Source organism: Collinsella aerofaciens (assembly GCF_015560135.1).
GTDB lineage: Bacteria > Actinomycetota > Coriobacteriia > Coriobacteriales > Coriobacteriaceae > Collinsella > Collinsella aerofaciens_AN.
In genome coordinates, this window is record NZ_JADMRH010000005.1 from 99557 (window position 1) to 116582 (window position 17026).

At 61.9% G+C, this 17026-nt stretch carries 16 protein-coding genes; 1 reads left to right on the forward strand and 15 read right to left on the reverse strand.

Annotated features, from left to right (window positions below; genetic code table 11):
• Window positions 1-4 precede the first annotated feature (4 nt).
• Complete coding sequence (gene thyA / locus I2H19_RS03805) at window positions 5-853, reverse strand: thymidylate synthase (protein ID WP_195621343.1); 849 nt, start codon at window positions 851-853, stop codon at window positions 5-7.
• Window positions 854-1019: 166 nt separating this feature from the next.
• Here thyA and I2H19_RS03810 point away from each other — a divergent pair, with 166 nt between their 5' ends.
• Complete coding sequence (locus tag I2H19_RS03810) at window positions 1020-1784, forward strand: DUF134 domain-containing protein (protein WP_195621345.1); 765 nt, start codon at window positions 1020-1022, stop codon at window positions 1782-1784.
• A 116-nt stretch (window positions 1785-1900) separates the two neighbouring features.
• Here the strand turns inward: I2H19_RS03810 and ffh are convergent, their stop codons facing one another.
• The 14 genes from ffh to I2H19_RS03880 form a co-directional block, all read right to left on the reverse strand.
• Window positions 1901-3376 carry a signal recognition particle protein gene (ffh, locus tag I2H19_RS03815; protein ID WP_195621347.1) on the reverse strand — a complete coding sequence of 492 codons (1476 nt, stop codon included), beginning with the start codon at window positions 3374-3376 and terminating at the stop codon, window positions 1901-1903.
• Window positions 3377-3386: 10 nt separating this feature from the next.
• Window positions 3387-4304, reverse strand: coding sequence for a signal recognition particle-docking protein FtsY (gene ftsY, locus I2H19_RS03820; protein WP_195621349.1), 918 nt, complete (start codon window positions 4302-4304; stop codon window positions 3387-3389).
• The gene (gene smc / locus I2H19_RS03825) at window positions 4304-7840 is read right to left on the reverse strand and encodes a chromosome segregation protein SMC (RefSeq protein ID WP_195621352.1); all 3537 of its coding nucleotides are present in this window, start codon (window positions 7838-7840) and stop codon (window positions 4304-4306) included. Before smc ends, ftsY begins: the two co-directional genes overlap by 1 nt.
• 10 nt (window positions 7841-7850) lie before the next feature.
• Entirely contained in the window at window positions 7851-8576 is a 726-nt protein-coding gene (rnc, locus tag I2H19_RS03830) for a ribonuclease III (protein WP_055286400.1), read from the reverse strand.
• 3 nt (window positions 8577-8579) lie between these two features.
• Window positions 8580-8822: an acyl carrier protein gene (locus tag I2H19_RS03835; RefSeq protein ID WP_055309519.1), complete on the reverse strand. Its 243-nt coding sequence runs from the start codon at window positions 8820-8822 to the stop codon at window positions 8580-8582.
• A 124-nt stretch (window positions 8823-8946) separates the two neighbouring features.
• Window positions 8947-9966: a phosphate acyltransferase PlsX gene (gene plsX, locus I2H19_RS03840; RefSeq protein WP_195621354.1), complete on the reverse strand. Its 1020-nt coding sequence runs from the start codon at window positions 9964-9966 to the stop codon at window positions 8947-8949.
• An 87-nt stretch (window positions 9967-10053) separates the two neighbouring features.
• Window positions 10054-10233 (reverse strand): 50S ribosomal protein L32, encoded by a 180-nt coding sequence (gene rpmF / locus I2H19_RS03845; protein ID WP_022094017.1) that lies wholly within the window; start codon window positions 10231-10233, stop codon window positions 10054-10056.
• 64 nt (window positions 10234-10297) lie between these two features.
• Complete coding sequence (locus I2H19_RS03850) at window positions 10298-10852, reverse strand: YceD family protein (protein WP_161145464.1); 555 nt, start codon at window positions 10850-10852, stop codon at window positions 10298-10300.
• Window positions 10852-11349, reverse strand: a complete 498-nt coding sequence (locus I2H19_RS03855; protein WP_040358176.1) for an ATP synthase subunit B family protein — start codon at window positions 11347-11349, stop codon at window positions 10852-10854. Before I2H19_RS03855 ends, I2H19_RS03850 begins: the two co-directional genes overlap by 1 nt.
• A gap of 68 nt (window positions 11350-11417) precedes the next feature.
• Window positions 11418-11915, reverse strand: coding sequence for a pantetheine-phosphate adenylyltransferase (gene coaD, locus I2H19_RS03860; protein WP_117820276.1), 498 nt, complete (start codon window positions 11913-11915; stop codon window positions 11418-11420).
• Complete coding sequence (rsmD, locus tag I2H19_RS03865; RefSeq protein ID WP_195621363.1) at window positions 11908-12564, reverse strand: 16S rRNA (guanine(966)-N(2))-methyltransferase RsmD; 657 nt, start codon at window positions 12562-12564, stop codon at window positions 11908-11910. The genes coaD and rsmD overlap by 8 nt, the downstream gene beginning before the upstream one ends.
• Window positions 12561-14738 carry an ATP-dependent DNA helicase RecG gene (locus I2H19_RS03870; protein WP_195621365.1) on the reverse strand — a complete coding sequence of 726 codons (2178 nt, stop codon included), beginning with the start codon at window positions 14736-14738 and terminating at the stop codon, window positions 12561-12563. Before I2H19_RS03870 ends, rsmD begins: the two co-directional genes overlap by 4 nt.
• Window positions 14739-14747: 9 nt before the next feature.
• Complete coding sequence (locus I2H19_RS03875; RefSeq protein WP_117765715.1) at window positions 14748-16409, reverse strand: DAK2 domain-containing protein; 1662 nt, start codon at window positions 16407-16409, stop codon at window positions 14748-14750.
• A gap of 27 nt (window positions 16410-16436) precedes the next feature.
• On the reverse strand, window positions 16437-16793 hold the full coding sequence (locus tag I2H19_RS03880; RefSeq protein ID WP_233539077.1) for an Asp23/Gls24 family envelope stress response protein: 357 nt from the start codon (window positions 16791-16793) through the stop codon (window positions 16437-16439).
• Between the last annotated feature and the right edge of the window lie 233 nt (window positions 16794-17026).

The window sequence follows — 17026 nt, forward strand, 5'->3', positions numbered from 1 at the left end:
CCACCTACACCGCAATGGGAATGTTCTTGACCTGCGGGCCGTGCTCGTAGCCCTCAACGATCAGATCATCGGTCGTAAACGCGTAGAAATCGTGCACGTCGGGGTTCAATGAAACCTTAGGCGCCGCAAACTGCGGACGCTCGATAAGTTCGCGGATGATATCGACATGACGGTCGTAAATGTGGGCATCGGCAATCACGTGCAGCAGCTCGCCAGTGATCATATCGACCGACTGCGCAACCATCATCAGCAAAATGGCGTACTGGCACACATTCCAGTTGTTCGCGGCCAAAATATCCTGGCTACGCTGGTTGAGAATCATGTTGAGCGTCGGCTTGTCGTCCTGCGGACGCTGCGTGACGTTATAGGTCACGCTGTAGGCGCACGGATACAGGTGCATCTCGGACAGATCACTGAACACGTATGTGTTGGTCATGATGCGGCGGCTGTACGGCGTGTGCTTGAGGTCGTACAGCACGCGGTCCATCTGATCAAAGTCACCCTCGGCATAATGGCTCTTCTGCCCAATCTGGTAGCCGTAGGCTTTGCCGATGGAGCCGGTCTCGTCGGCCCACTCATCCCAAATATGGCTGTTGAGGTCATGCACGTTATTGGACTTCTTCTGATAGATCCACAGGATCTCATCCATCGCAGACTTAAGCGCCGTGCGACGCAGGGTGAGCGCGGGGAACTCCTCGCGCAGGTCGTAGCGTGCCGTAACTCCAAAGTTTTTAATGGTATAGGCAGGGGTGCCGTCCTCCCACACCGGGCGGACCTTTTGGCCCTCGGTCGTGGTGCCATGGTCCAAGATATCGCGGCACATGGCTACAAACTGTTGATCAGCCTTGCTCATTGACCCTCCTGTCAGTCGCCTACAAGCGAGATTCATTGTAGCCCAGGCACACGCGGCCCCACAGCCCAAACATAAGTCCTCATTTTCTGACATATGCTAAAAATGCCTTGCGCCCAACGGCTAACGCGTTATCCTATTGTTGACATATGTCAGATAAGGAGTGTGCATGGCAGGAAGACGCGAAAAACTGCGCCGCGTCGGGATCATCCCCGAATACCGCGGCTTTACCCCCGATGGCCTTGCCAGCGGTGATGCCATCGACATGACCGTCGACGAGCTTGAGGTGCTGCGCCTGTGCGACCTGGAAGGTCTCAACCAAGAGGCGGTCGCCCAGCAGATGGGCATCGCCCGCGCAACGGTGGCGGCCATTTGCAGCCGCGCGCATCGCAAGGTGGCCGATGCGCTGGTCAACGGACGAGCGCTCGTCATCGAGGGCGGCAATATCGCGTACTCCCCCATCGCCACGACGACGGCCGCATGGCCAGCAAAGGAGGTCGGCACCATGAGGGTGGCAACGACGTACGACAACGGCAACATCTTTATGCACTTTGGCCGCAGCGAGCAGTTCAAGATCTACGACATCCAGGATGGCAAGGTGCTCAACGAGCAGGTCGTAGGCACCGGTGGCACCGGCCACGGCGCCTTGGCGGGCCTGCTTGCCAACGGTGGCGTTGACACGCTCATCTGCGGCGGTATCGGCGGCGGCGCCATCAACGCGCTCACCCAGGCTGGCATCACGGTCTATGCGGGCGCCCAGGGCAGCTGCGATGCCTGCGTCGAGGCCCTCATTGCCGGCACGCTCGCTCAGACCGGCGAGGCCACCTGCGACTGCCATGGACATGATCACGAGCACACCCGCGAGCATGGCGAGTCCTGCGGCTGCCACGGCCATCACGAGCACGAGGGCCACGAGGGCTGCAGCTGCCACTAACGACAAGCACCTCGTCGAGAATACGCTTCCGCGCGTGCGACAACCTACGAACAAACGGCGAAGGCCGCCTGGAGTACCATCCAGGCGGCCTTCGCCATACACGACTCAGCCAGTCGTTATTTCTTATTGCGCATCTGCGCTTCCATCTGGCGCAGCAGGTCCATATCGGACTTAGGGCCGCCCGTTCCCAAGCCGCCCATGCCGCCCAGACCCATGGCATCCAGACCGGGAATATTGGGCATGCGCATCTTCTTGCCCTTCTTACCCTTTTTGCCCTTCTTGCCGCCGGCATGCGCCTGATTGGCCATCGTGCGCATGCGGCCCATCATCTTATTCATCTCACCCCACTGCTTCATAAGGCTATTGACCTCGGTGGGGGTCACGCCGGCGCCCTTGGCAATGCGGGCACGGCGCTGGCCGTTGATGATGGAGGGGCGAAGGCGCTCCTCCTTGGTCATCGACATGATGATGGCCTCGTTCTTATCGAAGATACCTTCGTCCAGGTTGCCACCCATCTGGTTAAGCGCACGCTGGCCACCGGGGAGCATGCCCAGAATGCCCTTCATGCCGCCCATCTTCTTGACGGCTTTCATCTGGTCGAGCATGTCGTTCATAGTAAAGCCCTCGCGCAGCATGCGCTCGGCGGCCTCGAGCTGCTCGGCATCGGCGGCCTCCTGGGCCTTCTCAATGATGCCGACAACGTCGCCCATACCCAGAATGCGCTTGGCCATACGATCGGGGTAGAACGGCTCCAGCGAATCGGGCTTCTCGCCCATGCTCACAAACTTGATGGGCTTGCCGGTCACCTGGCGCACGGAAAGCGCGCCGCCGCCACGGGCGTCGCCGTCGAGCTTGGAGATGATCACGCCGTCAAAGTCGGTGCGCTCAGCGAAGGTCGAGACGACGTTGACAATATCCTGGCCGGTCATGGCATCGACGACCATCAGCACCTGATCGGGCTTGACGGCCTTCTTGATGTCCACGGCCTCCTGCATCATCTGCTCGTCGATCTGCAAACGACCGGCGGTATCGACGATGACCACGTCGCGCAGGTGGTCGACGGCCTCCTGGATGGCGCCCTTGGCGATATCGACCGGGTGCGCACCGTCGCCGCGGAAGACCGGTACGCCGATCTCGCCACCGAGCGTGGCCAGCTGGTCGGCAGCAGCGGGACGGTAGACGTCGCACGCGGCGAGCAACGGCGAGCGGCCCTGCTTCTTGAGCAGGTAGGCCAGCTTTACGGCCGCCGTGGTCTTACCGGAGCCCTGCAGGCCCACGAGCATGATGACGTTGGGGATGCGGTTGCTAAAGACGAGCTTGCTCTCGGTGGAGCCGAGCATCTCGGTGAGCTCGTCGAGCACGATCTTGACGACGTTTTGCGCCGGGGACAGGGACTCCATGACCTCGGCGGTCATGCAGCGCTCCTTGGTCTTAGCGACAAACTCCTTAACGACCTTAAAGTTAACGTCGGCCTCGAGCAGCGCCATTCGGATGTCGCGCATGGCCGAGGTGATATCGGCCTCGGTCAGCTTACCCTTGCCGCGCAGGCGGTCAAATGTGTCGTTGAGGCGATCGCTCAGAGAATCAAACACTAGTCACTCCTTAGTTGGACTCGCCCACCAGGGCGCGGCAGAAATCTTTGGCATTAAACTCCTGCAGGTCATCGACCTGCTCTCCCACACCGATGCGCAGGATGGGAAGCTTGAGCTTCTCGGCCACGGCCATGGCGATACCGCCCTTTGCCGTACCGTCGAGCTTTGTCATGATAATACCGTCCAGGCCCAGCGCCTCGTTAAACTCGAGCGCCTGGTTGAGGCCGTTTTGGCCTGTCGCGGCATCGATTACGAGGACGACCGAGACGGGCATGGGGCCGGCGGCCATATTGGCGGCGCGCTTACGCGTCACGTTGACCACCTTGGCAAGCTCGCGCATGAGCTCGGGACTCGTGTGCAGACGACCGGCGGTATCGATAAGCACCAGGTCGCTGCCGCGCTTGTCGGCCTCATCGAGCACGTCGTAGCACACGCTTGCCGGGTCGGAGCCGCGGTCGCGCTTGATGACGGGAACGCCAGCGCGCTGGCCCCACACATCGAGCTGCTCAATGGCGGCAGCGCGGAAGGTATCGGCAGAGCCGATCACGACGTTCTTGCCGCGGGCTGCCATGGCACTCGCGATCTTGCCGACCGTCGTGGTCTTGCCGGCGCCGTTGATGCCCACAAACAGTACACAGCTCGGCGTATCGGCGAACGGATCGCGCTCGATGGGCACAAAGTGCTGCTCGAGCTGCTCGGCCAGGGCACGACGGAGCTGCGGGGCGGTCTTGAGGTTCTTCTTGGCGGCGGCGTCGCGCAGGTCATCAGAAACCTGGATCGCGACCTCGGCCCCCATGTCACCCATGACGAGCGTGTCCTCAAGGTCCTCCCAAAAATCCTCATCGACCTCGCCGCCAAAGTAGAAGATCTCGTTGAGGGCCTCGCGGCTGCGCTCGAGTCCGCGCGACAGAGCGTCAAAGAATCCCATTATGCATTCACGACCTTTCCGGTTTCGCGATCGAGTTTTTGCGAGACGACGCGACTGACGCCGTCAGCTTGCATCGAGACGCCGTAGAGAACGTCAGCGTCCTCCATAGTACGGCGCTGATGCGAAATGACCAAGAGCTGCGTATCGGAACGCAGTACATCAAGGGCGCCAATGAGCTTGGACAAGTTGGCGTCGTCGAGCGCCGCCTCGACCTCGTCCAGCACATAGAACGGCACCGTACGCGTGCGATACACGGCAAAAAGCAGGGCGAGCGCCGTCAGGCTCTTCTCGCCGCCCGACATGAGCATCATCTTGGTGATGCGCTTACCGCGCGGCTGCGCCACGACCTCGATTCCCGTCTCGGCCGGATGCTCGGGGTCGGTCATCTCCAGATGAGCCTGGCCTCCCGGGAAGAGCATGGCGAAGATCTCGCGGAAGTTCGCATCGACATTCTCGAAGGTTACCAGGAACGCTTTGCGCATCTTACGGTCGATAGCAACGGTGATCTTGGTGAGCGCCTTACGCGCGCTCTCCAGATCGGCCAGCTGTTCCTCGATGTAGTCGGCTCGGCGCTTGAGCTGCTCGTACTCTTCCATGGCAACCTGGTTCACAGGACCCAGGTTGTTGATTTGGCGAACGAGCTGGTTGAGCTCGCGCTCGGCAGCGTCGCGGTCGGTGGGCGCGGGAAGCATAAGCGCTTCCTCGAGCACCGTGGTGCCGTCGGCGGTGATGGCCTTGATGGCTGCCTCCACCTGCACCTCGAGCTTGCCGCGTGCGACCTTGAACTCATTTTGCGTCGCGGCGGCGGTATCGACCTTATCTTTGGCGCGAGCGACTTCGGCCTTGGCGTCCTCGATGGTCTTCTTGAGCGAGGCGGAGTCTGCCTCCTCGAGAGAAGCCTGGTCCCGAAGGCGCGCGGCCCAGTCCGAGGCGCGCTCCAGCAGGGCCGAGTAACGCTCGTGCATGGGATCGACGCGCAGTCGCAGCAGCTCAAGCGAGCGCGAAGCCTGGCGCGTTCCGCGAATACGGCGGTCGATACCCTCCAGACGATGCTCCAGATCGGGAACGCGGCCCTTCAGCGAACGCAGGCGCTCGCTCGTCTGGGCCAGACGCACCTTGGCATCGGCGAGCTTACCGGCGGCCTCGGAGTCATCGCGGCGCACGCGGTCGAGCTCGTCGTTGGCCTCGGCAATCTGGAGACCTAGGTCGCTCGCCTGCGCACGAGCTTCGTCACGCGAACGAGTAAGTTCATCCACGCGTGGACGAGCGGCACGGACGGCCTCAGCGGCTTGCTCACGGCGCTTGGAAATGCGCACGCGCTCGACCTCGGCGTTGTTGGCGCTTTGCTCAAGGCGGCCGATCTCGGACAGCAGCGAGCGACGCTCACCCTCAAGGCGGGCAATCTCGCCGGCGGCATCGCCCTCGGCGGCACGGGCCTCCTCGACAGCGGCGTTGGCCTCAACGACTTGGTCCGAGACATGCTCAAAGATAGCAGCCAGATCGGGCTCCAGACCCTCGAGCTCACGGATGCGGCGCTTGCGCTCCAGGGCACCCGAAGCCTCGCCGGCATCGAGCCCCACGCGCACCAGACCACCACAGCACACGCGGGCGCCATCGGGAGTCACGTAGGTCACACCGTCAACGACAGGCGCAGCCAGCGCGGTGGCCAAGTCATCGACCACGTAATAGCCGCCGAGCAGCGCCTCGACGACGGGTCCGTAGCCTGCACGCACGGACAGACGATCAACCAGGCGGGTACCGGCAGCGCCCTCAGCGGCGGTAGAGCCGCTCACGCCGCGCGCCACCAGCAATGCCTCGCCCGAGGCCTTCTTTTGGTCCAGGGCGGCACGCCCGGCGCGCTCAAGCGCATCAGCGTCATCAAACAACAGGGCATCGATATCGCCGGCAAGCAGCTGCTCCACCAGGCCTTCGAGCTCGCGCGGGGCTTCGAGCACATCACCCAGGCGACCCGTTACGTCATCGCCCAACGCCCCCACCAGTCGGCTCACGAGCGGCGAGCTGTCGGCCATGCGAGCATCGAGTTTCTTTTGGCTGGCAAGCTCCGAGCGCACCTCGGACAGCTTGTTGCGCGCCTCGCTCTCGCGGGCACGTAGGTCCTTGAGCGCCGTACGCGCGACCTCTGCGGCCTCGCGCGCATCGATCTGGGCTTGGCGAGCCTGATCGAGTGCGCCGTCGAGCTCCTCAGCGCGGTTGCGACGGCTCTCAAGCGAGGCCGTGACCTCCTCGAGCTGCTCGTCAACCTGCTCCAGGCGCGAGACATACATGTTGTCCTCGACCTCAGCGTTGCTCAGCGAGTCCTTCACCTTGGCGAGCTCGAGCGCGGCGTTATCGGCCACGCGCTGCACATCGCGTTGCTCACGCGTAAGCTGCGAAATCTGATTGTCGAGCGCCACGCGCCGCTCGTGGAGCTCAGCGGCGGCAGGACCGGCGGCGTCAACGTCCTCCTGGGCCTGCATATGCGCACCGGTCACTTCCTCAAGCTGCGCACGCGCGTCCTCGAGCTCCTCGACCACGCGACGACGCTGATGCTCGGAGCTCGAAATCTGCCCGCGCATGTCAGACAGGCGCGACACCATGTTGTGGCCCTTTTCCTCAAGCAGGCGCATGTCGGAGTTAATGCGACCGACCACATCTTGCATATGACGGCGTTGCTCGCCCAGGTCGCCCACAAACAGGCCCTTTTCCTCGAGCATAACCTGGAGCTTCTCGAGCTCACGCTCCTTTTCGCCCAAGCGGTACTGCGCAAGCTCCAGCTCGGCAGCGCCCTCCTTGGAGCGGCTCTCCAGATCGTTCCACTGCGACTGCAGCGAACGCAGCTCGTCGACGGCCAGCATCTGCGTAAGCTCGTTCGCGCGCGAGGACAGCTCTTTGTACTTGCGCGCGCGGTCGACCTGACGCTCCAGCGGTCGCAGCTGACGGGCGATTTCCTTATTGATGTCGCGGGCACGCGTCAGGTGCTCGTCCATTGACTTAATCTTTTTGAGCGCGCGCTCCTTGCGGCGCTTGTGCTTGGAGATGCCGGCGGCCTCCTCGATGAGGGCGCGACGCTCCTCGGGGCGGCTCTGCAAAATGGCGTCGAGCTTGCCCTGGCTGATGATGGAATGCGTATCCTTGCCCAGGCCCGAATCGTGCAGGATGTCCTGAATGTCCATCAGGCGGCACGGACTCGAGTTGATGAGATACTCGCTTTCGCCCGAGCGATACATACGACGGGTGATGGCAACCTCGTCAAAATCGACGGGCAGCATATGGTCCGAGTTATCGAGCACCAGCGTGACCTCGGCGACACCCACCGGCTTGCGCGCTGACGAGCCAGAGAAGATGACATCCTCCATGGCCTGGCCGCGCAGCTGCTTGGCGCTCTGCTCGCCCAGGACCCACAGAATCGAGTCGGAGATGTTCGATTTTCCCGAGCCGTTAGGACCGACGATGACGGTCAGGCCCGGCTCAAACGTCATATGGGCGCGGTCGGCAAACGACTTGAACCCTTTGAGCGTGAGGGACTTGAGATACACGGTTCCTCGCTTACACGTGCTTCTTGTTCAGAATCACGCCGTTGGTGGTGTAACCCATGCGGTCGAGCGCTTCGAGCGCGGCGGCTCCCTCGGCTTCCTTCTTTGAGGAGCCGGAGCCGCGACCCTGACGAATACCATCGATCAACACCACGGCGGTAAAGGTGGGCGCATGCGCCGGGCCCTCGGAGCCAACGAGCTTGTACGCCGGGGGTTCGTGACCGTCGGCTTGCACGCACTCCTGCAAAAACGACTTGGGGTTCGCGGGATGCTCGGCGCGCTCGGAAGCCAAATGCGGCTTAAGCGTACGATGGATAAACTCCGCCGCAACGTCCCAGCCGGCATCCAGGTACAGTGCGCCCACGAGCGACTCGTAGACGTTCTCGAGCGCCGAATGCAGGCCGCGCGCACCGGTACCGGTCTCGGAGGCACCAAAGATGATGATGTCGTCGATGCCCAGCTCGTGAGAAACCTCGGACAGCGTAGCGCCCGAGACAAGCGACACCTTCAGGCGCGTGAGCTTGCCCTCGTCAAACTCAGGATAGGACTCAAACAGGGAGCGTGCGACCACAGCACCCAAAATGGAATCGCCCAAGAACTCAAGGCGCTCATAGCTGGCAGAAACCGGCTGGCCCTCGACTGCCGAGGGATGCGTAAGGGCCGCGCGCAGCAGCACCTTATTATTGAACTCGTGGCCCAGAATTTCCTGGGCGCGCGTAAGTCGTTCAGACAAAGCCAAGACCTAAGCCTCCCTGGCGTTTTCGATCGCGTCGACGGCGTCGGCGACAGAGTTAAGCGAGAGCAGAGTCTCGTCATCGATCTCGAGGTTGAACTCGTCCTCGATGGCCGTAACCAGCTGCAAACGCTCGAGCGAGTTGGCATCGAGGTCGTCAAAGGTGGTCTCATCGCTAATTTCGGCAACATCGACGCCCAGAACGTCAGCAGCGACCTCGGCGATCTTGTCGAAGATTTCGGAGCGGTCCATAGCGCTTCCTCTCATAGTGCATGAATACCAAAAGAATGGTACCGCCCGGGCGGTACCAAGACAAGGTTCTGATTCTACCCCACGACGTGCGCCGCGAAGCACATAACAGCGCCCTAACTCGCTCTTATAAAACGATACCGTCCATGGAGTTGGCGACATTCTCGACCAGCCCGGCGCGCACGGCTTCGGCCGCCGCGAGCGTACCGTTTTTAACAGCCTCGACCGAGGTGGCGCCATGGCCGATCAGGACCACGCCGCGCAGGCCCAAAAGAATCGCGCCGCCCTTGGCGTCGCCAGAGAGCTTGGCCTTAATCTCGCGCATCTGCTTTTTGATGAGAAGCGCGGCAATCTTGGTGCCAAGCGAAGACATAAAGACACCCTTGAGCTCCTGCAGCAAAAACTTGGCAGCGCCCTCGGTGGCCTTGAGCGCAATATTGCCCGACATGCCATCGGCAACGATGACATCGAAGTTACCTGAGGTGAGGTCGGTGCCCTCGCAGTTACCAACAAAGCCGGGAACGGCGGCCTTCATAGCAGGGAAACAGGCCTTGGTAAAGTTGGAGCCCTTCTCGTCCTCGGTGCCGTTGGCGAGCAGGCCCACGCGAGGGTGCTCGATGCCCAGGACGACGCGGGCATAGGCGCTGCCCATCTGGGCAAAACGCACCATATCGTCAACCTCGACATCGGGGTTGGCACCCATGTCGCACAGCACCGTCAGACCGCCGGCGCGATTGGGCAGTGCATTGGTCAGACAGGGGCGCACCGGCTGCTTCTTGCCTTCGGCCTGATACCTAAACGGCGTCACGTAGGCGGTGGCAGCGGCGGTCATGGCACCGGTCGAGCCGGCGGAGAAGAACGCATCCGCGTTGCCCTTCTTAATGGCGCGGCAAGAAAGCACGATCGACGACTTACGCTTGGTCATCACGGCGCGAATGGGATCGTCATCCATGGCGATAACGTCAGGTGCCTCAAGGGCCTCAACACGTGCATGGGAAGCTGCAAAGGGATTGACGATTTCGGCGGGGCCAGCTGCCAAGACCTCGATATCGGGATCGGCGGCAAGCGCAGCCTCGATACCATCGAGAACAACCTGAGGTTTCTCGTCTCCGCCCACAACGTCTACACAAACGCGAACGTTACTCATATACATGCTCCTTATACAAAAATGGCCGACTCACTGAGCCGGCCATTGTGGTTCCATTTGGAACGGCATCGCATCCAGAGTATACCGTTACTCGGTAACGATAACCTCGCGGTCCTTGTAGAAACCGCAGCTGGGGCACACGTGGTGCGGAAGCTTGACAGCGCCGCAACGGGGGCACGTGGACTGAGCCGCAGCCGAGATCTTCATGTTGGCGGAACGACGGGTGTGAGTGCGGATACGACCCTGCTTTTGTTTAGGTACGGGCATAGTGACCTTCCTTATGAACTATCCAGTGTGGCGATTACGCGCAAGTAGCGATACTACCACAGTTTTACTCATCGAGCTTGAGATTCTTCAATGCTGCAAATGGATTTTCCGTGGCAGCGGCCCATTCTGCCTCTGCCTGGGCGGCGCAATCGCATTGCTCGACGTTGAGATTGCAACCGCAGGTGGGGCACAGACCACGGCAATCGGGCTTGCAGAGCACCACAAACGGCGTGTCCATAACGACCGCGTCATTGATGGGCTCACCCAGATCGACGATGCGGTCCTCACCCAGGAGCTCGTAGCCGTCCTCGTAGGCCTCGGGATCCTCGGGCTCCTCAAAGAGGTAGAACTCCTCGATCTCTCCGGCGATATCAAACGAGGCGGGCTCCAGGCAACGGTCGCACTCACCGGTGGCGTGCGCGCGGACCATGCCCGTGAGCAAGACACCGGTACCGGCATTGGTAAAGACAACGTCGTAGTCGATGCCGTCCTGTAGCTGGTACTCCTTCTCGCCCACCGTGTAGGTGGCGACATCGACCTTACCGGTCAGCGGAAACGAATCTCCAGGAAACTCGAGCTGCTCGGAAAGATCGACGGTAACGCTCGGGAACTCAGCCATTACCACTGACCATTCTGCTGGGCGGCACCCTCGTTGAGCTGCTGACGGCAACGGGTAACGGTGCCGGTCAGGCTCTTGAGGTTCTCCTCCAGGTGCGTAAAGACCTGCTCTGCGTAGTCCTCGGCAGCATAACGCGTCTCGCGCTCGTACTGCTGGGCACGATCGCGGATGTCGTCGGCCTGCTGCTGCGCAAGGCGGACAATCTCCTGCTCACCGGCAATGGTGAGGGCCTGCTGCTGAGCATCGGCGATGATGGAATCGGCCTGAGCGGCGGCGGAAGCCATAAGCTCCTCGCGCTCTTTGAGGATACGGCGGGACTTCTGCCATTCCTCGGGATAGCTCATGCGGATCTCATCGAGGATGTTGAAGAACACGTCGGCGTCGATGACCTTGAACTGAGCGTTCTTGCCGAAAGGCGGCTTGGCTTCCTCGATCAGCCCTTCGAGCTCATCGACCAAGCTGACGATCCTATCGCCAGGAAAATTCTCGCCCGGCATCCGGTCTCCTTTCATAGGTAACATATCATCGTGCTAGTTTACCACATGCCACCAGGCAATAAGAAACGTCACGAAAAGCGATGTTTGAGCGCTTCGACCACGTTGGGCGGGACAAACGTCGATACGTCACTACCGAGCGAGGCGATCTGGCGAACGACCGAGCTTGAGATATAGCCGTACTGCGGCGCGCTCATGACAAAGATGGACTCCAGCTCGTTATCCAAGCGATAGTTGAGGTCGGCCTGCTGCAGCTCGTACTCAAAGTCGGTCATGGCGCGCAGGCCCTTGACCACGGCCCCCGCCCCCTGCTCGCGAGCGAAGTCGACCAAGAGGCCGGTAAAGGGCAGGACCTCGACGCCGTCGATATCACCGAGCGCCTCGCGGGCCAGCGCCACGCGCTCATCGAGCGTAAACGTGGTGCCCACACCGTTTTTACCCTGCGACTCGGCAACAGCGACGATCACGCTGGGAAAGATGCGGCGGGCGCGGCGGATCACATCGATATGGCCAAACGTGATGGGATCGAAGGTGCCCGGGACGATCACGCGATTGATGGTGTCACTCATGGGCGTCCTCCTGAAACGTCGTGGCATCGTTGTTGTCAGCATCGGTGCCGGCGTTATCGCCCTCGCCATCGTTATCGCCGACCCAACGAAGCAGGTCGACCGAGGTAATGCCGTAGCGCTTCTCACGTACAGTCTCAAAGCCTGCCGGATGCGCGCCCGCATCGGCAGCGGCATGCTCAAACAAGGCGTAAGCGCCAGGTGCAAGTAAACCCTGCTGAGCCAGGTTCTGCAGCAGTTCCTCGACCGGCTCGGCACCAAAAGCATAGGGCGGGTCGAGCAGGACCAGATCAAAGGGGCCGCCCGGTACACGACCGCGCGAGGCACTCGCCAGCATGTCGCCCGTGACCACGCGCCAACGCGCACGGTCGCGGCAGAGCGACTCGATATTCTTGGTAATGAGCCGCGCGGCGTTGCGATCGATCTCAAACGTCGTGAGCGAGCGGGCCCCACGAGAGAGCATCTCTAACCCTAAGGCACCGGAGCCGCCAAAGGCGTCCAGCACGCGGACCTCGTCCAGATCGAAGTCGAATGCCGACATGACCATAGATGCGCACGACTCGCGCACGCGATCAGTCGTGGGGCGGGTGACATCGCGACCACGGGGCTCCTCGATCTTACGACCGCGCCATTCGCCGCCGATGATTCTCATCCTCCGCTGACCTCCTTAAAAATATGTCGATAACGCATGGCGACCGCGTCGCGCAGGGGGCGCGTCGCCACGGAGTCAAGTGTACAAGCATACCGCAAGAGCTCGACCGCGTCCAAATGGGCCCACTCGATCAGCTCCTCGTCGGCATCCAGGTCGACAAAGCGCAGGGTCACACCGCCGTGCTGGCGGTACCCCAGGATTTCGCCCTCATGGCGCAGGCGCAGGTCCATCTGGGCGAGTGTAAAGCCATCAGAGGTTTTTTCGAGCGATTGCAGGCGATCTTGCGCTGCCGAAGCGCCACCGTTGCCCTTGGAGTGCGTCATGACCAGGCACGTGCCCGACACGCTGCCACGGCCCACGCGACCGCGCAGCTGGTGCAGGGCAGCCAACCCAAAGCGCTCGCCGTTCTCGATGACCATGACGGTGGCGTTAGGCACGTCGACGCCCACCTCGACCACCGTAGTCGAGACGAGCACGTCGATCTCGCCACGCTTGAAGGCGTCGATCACACGATCCTTCTCCCCCGCCGGCATGCGGCCGTGAAGGCGCTCGATGACAAGACCCGGCAACGCCAGACGCAGGCGATCGAGCTCGGTTGCCGTATCGTGCAGCGGCACGGGGACCGTCACGCGGCCCTCGTCGTCGCGGGCGATACCAGGTACGTCTTCCAGCTCATCGGCCGAATCACTCGGCTCCACAAGTGGGCAAATCACGTAGGCCTGCTGGCCCTTTGCATGCGCCTCGCGGATGGCGCCATAGGCGAGGTCGCGGCTCGACTCGGTGAGCACGCGTGTCATCACGCCAGCGCCAGGGACGGGCCGATGGCGGATGATACTCGTGTCCAGATCGCCGTAGACCGAAAGCGCCAGCGTACGCGGGATTGGCGTTGCCGTCATAACGAGCAGATCGGCACCGGGGCCCTTCGCGCGTAGGGCGTTACGTTGGCCGACGCCAAACCGGTGCTGCTCGTCGATGACGACAAGCGACAGATGCTTGAACGCAACGTCATCCGAAAGCACCGCATGGGTGCCAAAGAGCACGTCAAGCTCGCCCGATTCCAGCTGTGCATGGATGCGCTCGCGCTCTGCGGTCGGCGTGGCACCCGTCAGAAGCGCCCAGGACATGCCGGCCTGAGAGAGCAGAGGGCCGGTCTTATCGGCATATTGGCGCGCCAGCACGCCCGTGGGCGCCATAACACAGGCCTGCGTGCCGCTATCGGCAGCCACAGCCAGCGCGCAGGCGGCAACGGCGGTCTTACCGGTACCGACATCGCCCAGCAGCAGGCGGTTCATCACACGCCCGCCATCGCACATATCGCGCAGGATATCTTGGAACGCGACCTCCTGCTCGTCGCTCAGCGAAAACGGCAGGGCTTGCTTGAGTGCGGCCAGGTGCTCGCCCGCGGTGTGGGCATAGGGCACCACATCGACTAGGCCGCCATCGTTGCGCAGGCGAAGCGCCAGCTGAAGGTAAAGGCACTCCTCATAAGCAAGGCGACGTCGCGCGATATCCCGCTCAGCCATACTCGATGGAAAGTGGATCGATCGAAGCGCGCGGGCATTGCTCATCAGGCGGCGCTTGACGCGCAAGCGTGCGGGAATCGGGTCGAAGGGATTGCCGACGACCTCGAGCGCGCCGCTTACGATGCGGCGCATCCACGCCTGGCTCACGCCGTCACTCACATAATGGACCGGCAAAATGGTACCCGCAGCACGCCCTTCCTCGAGCTTTTCAAAGTGCGGAGAGGCCATCTGCTTAAAACCGTAGGCAAACTCAACCTTGCCCATCACGGCCAGGCGGTCGCCCTGCTTAAGCTGCTGGGCAATCCAGGGCTGGCGGAAAAAGGCGACCTGCAGCACGCCCGTCTCGTCAACGAGTGAGACCTCGGTCACCTGCATGCGCGGACGCGGCTGTTTTTGGACGATACGGTCGACCGTGGCGATGATGGTGCACACAGTACCGATGGGCGCCATCTCGATAGACCAAGAACGGGTAAAGTCCAGGTATCGATGAGGGATATGGAGAAGGAGGTCCCCCACCGTCCGAATTCCCAGACGGCGAAGGGCCTCCTCATGTTTACCCGAAACATATTTGAGTCGCGCGATATCCTCGTCGAGCGCATTGCTCTGGGCAAAGCGCTCCGAGACGCGCGGCACGGAGCACAGCTCGGACATAGGCAGAGCCTACTCGATCGAGAAGATCACGGGATAGAGCGGCTGCTCGCCACGATGGGCGTCGATCTCCAGATCGGGCTGAGCCTCCTCGATGGCGTCGACGATCTCCTGGAAGGCCTCGTCGGATAGCTCCTCGCCGGCCAGAATCGTCAGCGCGTCGCCTTCCTCTTCCTCCTGCATGCGGTTGATGCAGTCGAGCGTGACCTGCTTCACGTCGGAACCGACCACGTCGATGGAGCCGGCGATGATGCCCATGACGTCACCGGAGTGAATCGGAGAGCCGTCCGAGGCGCTGGAGTCGCGCACGGCGCGGGTGACCTCGCCATCGCGGACCTCGCTGATGGCATCGACCATGGCGGCAACGGCGTCCTCGAGCTCAGAATCGGGCAGGACGGCGAACAGCGCGGAGAACGCCTGCGGGACGGTCTTGGTGGGAACGACGGCGACCTTCTTGTCGGTGCAGGCAGAGGCTGCGGCCTCGGCAGCCATGCGGATGTTGCCGTTATTGGGCAGGATGATGACCGAGGTCGCGTTGACCTGGTCGACGGCGCCCAACAGGTCGGCGGTCGAGGGGTTCATGGTCTGGCCACCCGAGACGATCACGTCAACGCCGAGGGACTTGAGGATGTCGGCCTCACCGGAACCGGCGGCAACGGCGACAAAGCCCAGGGCCTTCGCGGGCTCGGCGGCCTTCTCCTGATCCTCGTGAATCTTAGCGGTACGGTCGTGGGCCTCCATCTCCATGTTGTGGATAAAGACCTCATAGATCTGACCAAGCTGCAGCATGTGCTCGAGCACCAGGTTGGGGGTGTTGGAGTGCACGTGGATCTTGTAGTCGGGATAGGCACCCACGAGCAACTCGCAGTCGCCCATGGAGCCCAGGAACTTAAGGCACTCGTCCTCGTCAAACGGGGCATCGGCCTTAAAGAGGAACTCGTTGCAGTAGCGGAACTCCGAGCCCTCCCAGTCATCGTTGGCCTCGATCTCAACGCGACCGAGGGCCGCATCGCGGGCAGAGCCGGCAGAATCAAACGTGGCGGAGAAATCCTCGACAACGGTGCTACGGCCGAGCGCAGCGGCAACAAAGTTCTCCAGGAAGATGGCAAAGCCAAAGGCGCCGGAGTCGACCACGCCGTTCTCCTTCAGAACCGGCAGCAGGTCGGGCGTGCGGGCGACAGACTGGTAGGCCTCGACAACGATGGCATCGAGCGCGTCCTCGGCCGAGAACTTCTTCTTTTCGCACTCGTCGGCCTTGGTCGAGACATCGCGCAGTACCGTGAGGATCGTGCCCTCGATGGGCTTGCGGACGGCCTGGAAGGCGACCTTGACGGCACGACGGAACGCATAAGCGATGTTGGCGGAGGTGATGGGCTCATCGGCAGAGACGAGGCCCTCGGCCACGCCGCGCAGAATCTGCGACGTGATGACGCCGGAGTTACCGCGGGCGCCCATGAGGGAGCCGTGAGTGATGGCGCCGGCGATGGCCTCCATGTCGGCATCGGCGGGAAGGGCGGAGAGCTCCTTGGTCACCGAGGCGAGCGTGAGCGACATGTTGGTGCCGGTATCGCCGTCGGGTACGGGGAAGACGTTGAGCTTGTTGATCTCCTCGGCCTTGTCGGAAACGGCAGCCGCAGCGATCGGAAAACAGGTGCGAATGGTCTTTGCAATCATGGGTATTTGAATCTCCGTTTTCGGACGCTAGTTCAGACGGCTCTTGAGCGCGTCGATATGGATGCCGATCTTAAGGCTGGCGGGATCGATCTGGGCGATCTCCTGCAAAGTGAAGGCAACGGAGCTCGAAAGATTGTGGCAGACGGACTTCATGTTGACGCCGTTCTCGAGCACGACGTGAAGATCGACCGTAAGGCCGTCCTCGTCGGCGGAGACAAGCACGCCCTTGCGGAGGCGCTGACCGGCAAGCAGGCGCACGCTCTCGGCGCCCTGGAGCTGCTCGGCCATACCGACGACGCCATAGCACGTCATCGCGGCATAACCGGCAATATCGGCAATAACGTCGTTCGAGACGCTCAGGCTGCCGTTAATGGTCTCAGACACAAGAATCTCCTTTTCTTGGTGCTCGCGGCACCATGTCGTGGGAGCAATCATTGCAATATTCTACAACGACCGCGCCATGTTGAGGTGGCGGGCCTCGGGATTACATCCTCGACACGAAATGTTGATACGGTAACGTTCGCGCCAAGCGATCGCGACATCAAAACCACCCCTAAAAGGGGTGGTTTGCTCTTAGGGTATAACCCTTGGATTTCCGGCACGCGTCTAAAGGCGCC